The following is a 9,182-nucleotide window of genomic DNA, read 5'->3' as shown; positions in this document are numbered from 1 at the left end:
AGCGCGCGCGCACGCGCGTTCGACCAGTTGCCGCACACCAGACCCTTCTTCACGCAACACCAGTGGATAAGCGCATAAAACGTCAAGCGTAGTACCGCCCTCCATCGCCGCCAAAGGGTGCCCGCGCGGCGCAATAACGACGATTTCATCCTCAAGCCACGGCGTAACACCGGTTCCCGCCGGCAAGTCGAGACCCTCAGGCCCTTCAATCATCGCGATATCCAGCGATCCAAGCCCGGCGATGATCTCGCCGGTGTTGCCATCGATCGTTTGAATCGTCACATCCGGATGCCGCCGATGAAACTCCGCAATCAAATAAGGCAGCAAATAGCTGGCAGGCGTGGTGCTCGCGCCCACCCTCAACGTGCCGCTCTCAAGTCCCCGCAACGCGTTGCGAAACACATGCGCCCGGGCAAACGTCTCGCGCATTTGATCGGCATGGACAGCGAGTTGCTCACCGGCCGCCGTCAGCTTGACGCCACGGCCATCCCGCCGATAAAGCGGTTCGCCAAACTCGTCCTGCAACTGACGCAATTGCCCCGATACCGCCGGCTGCGATAAATGCAACGCAATAGCCGCGCGGCTAATGTTCCCGTGCTCGGACACGGCCGAAAACGTTATAAGTTGATCGGGGGTCATGTTTCATGAAATATCGGCTGGACTGATACTTTACATTCTAAATGACGATTTCTCATATCGATATATCGAGAATAGGATTAGGGCGTCGATAAATAGCAGAAGAAATCATGACTCCCTTGACCACCCCTATCGCAGTGCAACCCTCCGGTCAGATGCGTGGCCAATTGAACGGCGTTTTGTTCGTCGCGTTGTTCGCCGCCGCCGTCACGCAGCTTTCCGCGCTGCCGTTCATCGCTAATCTCGGCTTGAGTCCGCTGATCGTCGGCATTATCGCGGGCGGGATCTATGGCAACGTGCTCCGAGACGGCATGCCGCAAAGCTGGGCGTCGGGCGTGAATTTCTCGGCTCGAAAGCTATTGCGCATCGCTGTCGGCTTTTTCGGGCTGCGCGTGAGCCTGCAGGAAATCGCGCAAGTCGGTCTGCCGGGCCTGACGGTATCCGTGCTGGTAGTCGTCAGTACGCTGGCAATCGGCACGTGGGCTGGCATGAAGCTGATGAAACTCGATCGCGATACCGCGTTGCTCACAGCGGCGGGAAGCGCGATCTGCGGCGCGGCGGCCGTGCTCGCGTTCGAATCGACACTGCAATCCGAGCCCCATAAGAGCGCGATGGCAGTCGGCAGTGTCGTGCTGTTCGGCACACTCTCCATGTTCATGTATCCGCTCGCCATGCATCTTGGCTGGCTGCATCTGGACACGCTCGGCGTGGGCCTCTTCTTCGGCGGCACGATCCATGAAGTGGCGCAAGTGGTCGGCGCCGCCAGCAACGTCAGCCCGGAAGCGACGCACATTGCAACTATCGTCAAGATGACGCGAGTCATGCTGCTCGTGCCCGTGCTGCTGGTCATCGGCGTGTGGGTGAACCGTTCACGCGGCGCGACTCAAGGGGAAGCCAGGGGCAAACTCGCCATTCCCTGGTTCGCGCTAGGATTCCTCGCGCTCGTCATCGTGAATTCCCTGCACGTGCTGCCCGATACCGCCACTCATACAATGAACACGCTCGACACTTTCGCGTTGACCATGGCGATGACCGCACTGGGTATCGAAACGCGGGTCGCGCAGATCAGGCAGGCCGGTCCGCGCGCGCTGGCTACCGGATTCATCGTGTATGCGTGGCTCATCGGAGGAGGACTCGCGATAACGGTGGGCGTCGAGCGCCTGCTCGGGTAGTAACGGTTTCAAACTTGCTGCTTGTCTAGAATTCCGTCAGCCCCCAGCCCCGCCGCCTGCGGGGCTTTTGCATGGTGCATACAATGGCACGCGCGTTGCTGCGCTTGTACCTTCACGTTCCCTACTTCGAGGACATCAGCCATGGCGTACGAGCTTTACTACTGGGACGGCATTCAGGGCCGTGGCGAATTTGTCCGGCTGGCGCTTGAGGATGCTGGCGTTCCATACGTCGACATTGCTCGTGGCGCGAAGAAGGACGGCCAAGGCACCAGCGCCATGCTGAAGATCATTAACAGCAAGATCGAGCCGCACATTCCGTTTGCGCCGCCGTTCCTGAAAGACGGCGAGTTGATTGTGTCGCACGTTGCCAACATTCTTCAGTATCTCGGGCCGAAACTGGGTTTGGCGCCGAAGGACGATGGCCTCAGATACGTGGCGCACGGGCTTCAGTTGACGATCACGGACATGGTGGCCGAAGTCCACGACACTCATCACCCTATCGCGACCAGCCTTTATTACGAAGACCAGAAGGACGCTGCCAAGGCGCGATCGAAGGACTTCATTGAAAACCGGGTGCCGAAATTCATCGGGTATTTCGAGCGTGTGCTGAAGCAAAACCCGCACGGCGACACGCAGATAATCGGCGATGCGATCACGTACGTGGACCTGTCGATCTTCCAGGTCGTTGAAGGCCTGCACTATGCCTTCCCGCGTGCGATGAAGAAATTTAGCAAGCAATATCCGCGCGTGGCGGCGTTGCACGACGCGGTGATCGAGCGGCCTGCGATCGCGGCTTATGTCGATTCCGATCGCCGGCTTCCATTTAATGAATCCGGGATCTTTCGGCACTACCCGGAGCTGGATCAGGACGCATGAAGGAGGGAGAGGCCAGGAAAGTCCTATCCTATCAATCCATTCGTCAAAAGCTATTCGAGTAGTTAGTTAAAATCTATTGGAATCATAGACTAATAGAACTATAGTGAAGTTCGTTCGACGCGGACGCTTCGCGGGCCATAACCATAACCAAAACCCAAGACCTCGCGTCATACGACCGTTACACCTATCCGCTAGTCTGAGTTTTCTTCTCAACGAACACAGGAGCATTCACATGAAGACCGTGGGCGATAAAGTTGAAGCGTTTACCGTTACCGCAGCCAAGCCGGGTTTCAACAATCACGAAGAAAACGGCCTGTCGGCGTTCGAAGAAATCACGGAACAGTCGTTTCCGGGCAAATGGAAGATCCTCTACTTCTACCCAAAGGACTTCACCTTCGTCTGCCCGACGGAAATCGTCGAGTTCGGCAAACTGGCGACTGATTTCGCGGATCGCGACGCCGTGCTCCTGGGCGGTAGCGTCGACAACGAGTTCGTGAAGCTGGCATGGCGCCGTGAACACAAGGATCTGAGCAAGCTGAACCACTATTCGTTCGGCGATGTAAAGGGCGAGCTGATCGACCAGCTCGGCGTACGCGACAAGGAAGCGGGCGTGGCGCTGCGCGCAACATTCATCGTCGATCCAGACAATGTGATTCAGCACGTGTCCGTGAACAACCTGAACGTCGGCCGCAACCCGGAAGAAGTACTGCGCATTCTCGACGGCCTGCAAACGGATGAGCTCTGCCCGTGCAATCGCGCGGTGGGCGGCGCTACCTTGTAAAGCGACAGCGGGCCTCGTGCCCGTGCCCGAGCCCGTCGCGCTTGAAATGTCCCTGGTCGTCCATGGCGTCACGTTCAAGCCGGCGGGTTCTTGTTGCAGACTGATGTCGCAGGTAACACAGGAGAATTCGATGGAATTGCTCGCATCGATTAAAGAACTCATCCCCGATTACGCCAAGGACATTCGCCTGAATGTGGACGGCACGATCGCGCGTTCATCGCTCGAGGGCACGGACGCCGTGGGCGCCGCGCTTGCCGCCGCCTACGCCGCGAAGGCCACGAAAATCGTCAACCTCATCCGCTCAGCCGGCGTCTTGTCGCCGGACGAAACCAACGCGGCGCTGACCGCCGCCGCATTGATGGGTATGAACAACGTGTGGTATCCGTACCTGGAAATGGCCGATAACGCCGACCTCAAGACCCAGCCGGCCGCGTTGCGCATGAACGCGTATGCGTCGCACGGCGGTGTCGAAAAGCGCAAGTTCGAGATGTACGCGCTGGCGGCATCGATTGTCGGGAAATGCCCTTACTGCGTGAAATCGCACTACGAGAATCTGGTAGGCGAAGGCATGAGCACAACGCAATTGCGCGATGTCGGACGGATCGCCGCGGTGATCGCCGCGGCCGCGCTCTCGATCGAAGCTGAAACCAAGTAGTTTCCTGAACGCCACGCCACGTGAAAGCCTGGCGCGGCGTTGGTTCAAGCGTCGATGCCCGTACGCATCAGCAACACGGCCGCCTGCGCCTCGATACCCTCGGCACGCCCGAGATAACCCAGCTTCTCGTTCGTCTTGGCCTTGACGTTCACGCGGCTCAGAGGCAACTCCAGATCGGCCGCAATGTTTGCGCGGATCGCGTCGATGTGGGGCGCAAGTTTCGGTGCTTGCGCAATCACCGTCGAATCGATGTTCATGATCGCGAACCCCGCCTCCGACACCCGCGAAAACGCCTCGCGCAGCAATACGCGGCTGTCGGCGCCGGCAAATTCCTGGGCGGTATCGGGGAAATGACGGCCTATGTCGCCCATGGCGGCCGCGCCGAACAGTGCGTCGGTGATGGCGTGCAGCAATACGTCCGCGTCCGAATGGCCGAGTAACCCGCGCTCATACGGAATGGTCACCCCGCCGATGATCAGCGGCCGTCCTTCGACCAGTTGGTGAACGTCGTACCCTTGTCCGATCCTGAAGTCCATCGAGAGTCCTCTTTAGAAGCTGGTGAATCTGGTTAAAGCGTGCCTGACATAACTAACAAAAAGATACGGCGTGCCCAACATCAAGACCCGCCCAGCATCGCCGATGCAAGCGCGAAGTCTTCGGGATACGTCACCTTGAAGTTGCCCAGGCTGCCCTGAATCAATCGCGGCGCATGGCCGATCCATTCGATCGCGCTGGCTTCGTCGGTGAGATCGTGACCGTCCTGGCGCGCCCGCGTGATCGCATCGCGCAACATGCCGATGCGGAACATCTGCGGCGTCTGGGCCTGCCACAAACCGTCGCGCGACTCGGTTCGCGCGATCCGCCCTTCCTCGTGCGCGACGCCGTCAGCTTCAATGCGCTTGAGCGTATCGGCGACGGGCAGCGCCAGGATTCCGCCCACCGGATCGTCCTTCAGTTCAGCGACTAGCGTGCGGATCATCGCCGGCGTAATGCCTGGGCGCGCGGCGTCGTGGACGAGAACCCAGTCGTCGTCGCGGGCGCCGAAACCGGCCAGCGCGCTCAAACCGTTGAATACCGACTCCTGGCGCGTGGCGCCGCCGCAGCGTTGCACGGCAAAGCGCAAGCCGGCGAAGCGACGGTCATCGAAATGATGGTCGTTCGGCGCGAGCACCACCAAAGTCCGCGAAAACTCGGAACAGGCGTCGAAGGCGGCGAGCGAGTATCGCAGCATGGGATGACGGCCGACCGTCTGGTATTGCTTCGGCATCGGTGCACCGGAACGGCTGCCAGTACCAGCGCACGGAATCAGGGCAAACAGGCGGGAAGTCACGAGTTGAAATCGCCCAAGTCAAAAGTGAAGCCCGGATTTTATAATAGGACCATCGCGACCATGCCGGTCCCGCGTGCACTTTCGCACGCGAACGGTTCCCCGCACACTTTATGCCCTCAAAAGCCGTCAGTTCGCAGTCAACGTCTCCTATCGCACTTGTCAAAGCCGGTCAGCGGTTTGCGTTCGATGGTGCCACCGGTTCCTCCGACGCCCTCGCCCTGGCTCGCTATCACCTTGCCTACCGCGAAAAAGTGCCGTTGCTGGTTGTCATGTGTGCCAGCGCGGTCGATTCGCAACGCCTCGCCGTCGAAATCCCGTTCTTCGCGCCGGACGCCCGAGTGCGCCTGCTGCCGGACTGGGAAACGCTGCCTTACGATACGTTTTCGCCGCACCAGGATCTGGTGTCGGCGCGGCTCGCGACGTTGCATGACCTGGGCGAAGGCCGCTGCGACATCCTGCTGGTGCCCGCGACCACGGCCCTTTATCGGATGCCGCCGGCCTCGTTCCTGGCCGCGTACACCTTCGAATTCACCCAAGGCGAGCGGTTGAACGAAGCGAAACTCAAGGGCCAGTTGACGCTCGCGGGTTACGAGCACGTAAGCCAGGTCGTGCGACCGGGCGAATATTGCGTGCGCGGGTCGCTGCTCGATCTTTTTCCGATGGGCTCGCCGCTGCCGTATCGGATCGATTTGTTCGACGATCAAGTGGATTCCATCCGCGCCTTCGATCCCGACACGCAGCGCAGCCTGTATCCCGTGCGCGATGTGCGTCTTCTTCCAGGCCGCGAATTTCCGTTCGACGAACCCGCGCGCACCGCTTTCCGCAGCCGCTGGCGCGAGGTTTTCGAAGGAGATCCGAGCCGTTCGTCGATCTACAAGGACATTGGCAACGCGGTGCCATCGGCGGGCATCGAGTATTACCTGCCGCTTTTCTTCGACGAAACCGCCACGCTGTTCCACTATTTACCTCAGGACGCGCAACTGGCTTTCGTCGGCGACATGGACGCGGCCATCAAGCGTTTCACCAGCGACACGAAGCAGCGCTACAACTTTCTCTCGCACGACCGCGAGCGTCCGTTGCTCGAACCGCAGCGCCTGTTTCTCACCGACGACGACTTCTTCACCTTCGCCAAACCCTTCGCGCAGATCAAGTTTCCCGCTACGCCCGAAGGCGGCTGGGCGGTGCCGCTGCCCGGCCTGGCGATTGATCGACATGCTGAAGATCCGCTGCTCGCGCTGCGTCACTATCTTGAACAGACGCCCAATCGCGTGTTGCTGGCGACCGAATCGGCGGGACGGCGCGAGACCATCCAGCAATTGCTCGCGGATAACGGCCTGCGCGGCGCGCTCGACGACAACTACGAGCAATGGCTTGAGGGCGAAGCGAAGTTCACGCTCGGCGTGGCGCCCTTGGCCAACGGCTTCGCGTTGCCGGGCGAAGCCCTGTCGATCATCACGGAAACCGAGCTTTACGGTCCACTCGCTCGCCGTGCCGGACGGCGCCGGCAGGAACAGGCGAGCAACGTCGATTCGATGGTGCGCGACCTCTCCGAGCTCAAGATCGGCGACCCGGTCGTGCATACGCAGCATGGCATCGGGCGCTACATGGGCTTGGTGTCGATGGATCTCGGCGAAGGCGAAACCGAGTTCCTGCACCTGGAATATCAGAACGAAAGCAAGCTCTACGTGCCGGTCGCGCTGTTGCACGTCATCTCGCGATACAGCGGCGCGGACCCCGAGAGCGCGCCGCTCCATGCGCTCGGTTCCGGCCAGTGGGACAAGGCCAAGCGCCGGGCAGCGCAGCAAATCCGCGATACCGCAGCCGAACTGCTCAATTTGTACGCACGCCGCGCCGCGCGCGAAGGTCACGCCTTCCCGCTTGACGCACGCGATTACGCAAAATTCGCGGAAAGTTTCGGCTTCGAGGAAACGCCGGATCAGGCTGCAGCGATTACCGCCGTGATCGGCGATATGACGAGCGGCAAGCCGATGGACCGTCTCGTCTGCGGCGACGTAGGTTTCGGCAAGACCGAAGTGGCTTTGCGCGCGGCGTTTATCGCGGTGCTCGGCGGCAAGCAGGTCGCGATCCTCTCGCCGACCACGTTGCTGGCCGAACAGCACACGAACACGTTCACCGACCGCTTCGCCGACTGGCCCGTGAAGATCGCGGAATTGTCGCGTTTCAAGAGCACGAAGGAAGTATCGGCGTCGATCGAGGCGATCAATGCAGGCACCATCGATATCGTGATCGGGACGCACAAACTGCTCTCGAACGATGTGGTGTTCAAGCGGCTGGGGCTGGTGATCATCGACGAAGAGCATCGCTTTGGCGTCAGGCAGAAAGAGGCGCTGAAAGCGCTGCGCGCCGAAGTCGATGTCCTGACGCTCACCGCGACGCCGATTCCGCGCACGCTCGGCATGGCGCTGGAAGGTTTGCGCGACTTTTCGGTAATCGCGACGGCGCCGCAAAAGCGGCTGGCGATCAAGACCTTTGTGCGGCGCGAAGAGGATGGCGTCATTCGCGAGGCGATGCTGCGTGAGCTCAAGCGCGGCGGCCAGGTTTATTTCCTGCACAACGAAGTGGAAACGATCGAAAACCGGCGCGCGATGCTTGAAGCGCTGGTGCCGGAGGCGCGCATTGCTGTCGCTCACGGACAGATGCACGAACGCGAACTCGAACGGGTGATGCGTGATTTCGTCGGCCAGCGGGCCAATGTGCTGCTGTGTACAACGATTATCGAAACCGGGATCGACGTGCCGAGCGCGAATACGATCCTGATTCATCGCTCCGATAAATTCGGCCTTGCCCAGTTGCACCAATTGCGCGGGCGCGTTGGACGATCGCACCATCAGGCCTACGCGTACCTGCTCGTGCATGATCCAGCCGCGCTGACGAAGCAGGCACAGCGGCGGCTGGACGCGATCCAGCAGATGGAAGAACTGGGTTCGGGCTTCTATCTCGCGATGCACGATCTGGAAATTCGCGGCACGGGCGAAGTGCTCGGCGATAAGCAATCGGGCGAGATCACCGAGATTGGTTTCCAGCTTTACACCGACATGCTCAACGACGCGGTGAAGGCGTTGAAGGAGGGTCGCGAGCCCGATCTGAACGCGCCGCTTGCTGCCACGACCGAGATCAACCTGCACGCGCCGGCGATCCTGCCCGCCGATTATTGCGGCGACGTGCAGGAGCGCTTGTCGCTTTACAAACGGCTGGCGAATTGCGAGTCGAGCGATGCCATCGATGGGATTCTGGAGGAGCTTGTGGACCGGTTCGGCAAGCTGCCGGCGCCGGCGCACGCGTTGGTGGAGACTCATAGGTTGAGGCTCACGGCCAAGCCGTTGGGTATTCTCAAGATCGATGCAGCGGACCATATGATCTCGCTGCAGTTCATCCCGAATCCACCGGTCGATGCCATGAAGATTATTGAGATGGTGCAGAAGAACAAGCACATCAAGCTTGCGGGTCAGGACAAGCTTCGAATTGAAGTGCGCAGTCCGGATCTGGCCGTGAGGATTTCGACGGTGAAGGAAACCCTGCGGGCGCTGGGCGCACCGGTGAGGCAGCCGGCGCCAGCGAGGCTTTGACACGGCGGTCCGGCGCCGGTGTTTTTGGGTATGATTGGAGGTGGAATGGGGTAGGACGGGGGTAGGACGGGGGTAGGACGGGGGTAGGGTTCGGGTGGTTCTGCTTGCGGCGAGTGTGTGGAGAGCGTTGAGTCCTTCTGCTAGC

8 protein-coding genes are annotated in these 9,182 nt (G+C 60.4%); 5 read left to right on the top strand and 3 right to left on the bottom strand.

The features are described from left to right. A partial coding sequence (locus WCA53_RS08945; protein WP_423908145.1) for a LysR family transcriptional regulator occupies positions 1-639 on the bottom strand: 639 nt, incomplete at its 3' end. 107 nt (positions 640-746) lie between these two features. Here WCA53_RS08945 and WCA53_RS08940 point away from each other — a divergent pair. The 4 genes from WCA53_RS08940 to WCA53_RS08925 all read left to right on the top strand — a co-directional run bounded on the left by WCA53_RS08940 (position 747) and on the right by WCA53_RS08925 (position 4,120). Further along, positions 747-1,808 carry a YeiH family protein gene (locus WCA53_RS08940; RefSeq protein ID WP_423908143.1) on the top strand — a complete coding sequence of 354 codons (1,062 nt, stop codon included), beginning with the start codon at positions 747-749 and terminating at the stop codon, positions 1,806-1,808. Positions 1,809-1,949: 141 nt separating this feature from the next. Beyond that, a complete protein-coding gene (locus WCA53_RS08935) occupies positions 1,950-2,684 on the top strand; it encodes a glutathione S-transferase (RefSeq protein ID WP_423908141.1) in 735 nt (244 codons plus the stop codon). Positions 2,685-2,916: 232 nt separating this feature from the next. Next, positions 2,917-3,465, top strand: a complete 549-nt coding sequence (locus WCA53_RS08930) for a peroxiredoxin (protein ID WP_423908139.1) — start codon at positions 2,917-2,919, stop codon at positions 3,463-3,465. Between the two features lie 130 nt (positions 3,466-3,595). Continuing rightward, the gene (locus WCA53_RS08925) at positions 3,596-4,120 is read left to right on the top strand and encodes a carboxymuconolactone decarboxylase family protein (RefSeq protein ID WP_423908137.1); all 525 of its coding nucleotides are present in this window, start codon (positions 3,596-3,598) and stop codon (positions 4,118-4,120) included. 44 nt (positions 4,121-4,164) lie between these two features. Here the strand turns inward: WCA53_RS08925 and ispF are convergent, their stop codons facing one another. Both ispF and ispD read right to left on the bottom strand, forming a co-directional pair. Beyond that, on the bottom strand, positions 4,165-4,656 hold the full coding sequence (gene ispF, locus WCA53_RS08920) for a 2-C-methyl-D-erythritol 2,4-cyclodiphosphate synthase (protein ID WP_423908134.1): 492 nt from the start codon (positions 4,654-4,656) through the stop codon (positions 4,165-4,167). An 80-nt stretch (positions 4,657-4,736) separates the two neighbouring features. Further along, positions 4,737-5,450 (bottom strand): 2-C-methyl-D-erythritol 4-phosphate cytidylyltransferase, encoded by a 714-nt coding sequence (ispD, locus tag WCA53_RS08915; RefSeq protein WP_423908132.1) that lies wholly within the window; start codon positions 5,448-5,450, stop codon positions 4,737-4,739. 110 nt (positions 5,451-5,560) lie between these two features. Between ispD and mfd the strand changes: the two genes are divergently transcribed. Further along, positions 5,561-9,037: a transcription-repair coupling factor gene (gene mfd, locus WCA53_RS08910; RefSeq protein WP_423908130.1), complete on the top strand. Its 3,477-nt coding sequence runs from the start codon at positions 5,561-5,563 to the stop codon at positions 9,035-9,037. The last annotated feature ends 145 nt before the right edge of the window (positions 9,038-9,182 follow it).

This window comes from Caballeronia sp. (assembly GCF_049581465.1).
Classification (GTDB): domain Bacteria; phylum Pseudomonadota; class Gammaproteobacteria; order Burkholderiales; family Burkholderiaceae; genus Caballeronia.
The sequence above is the reverse complement of the archived record's forward strand: the minus strand, read 5'-3'. Positions and strand labels throughout refer to the sequence as shown.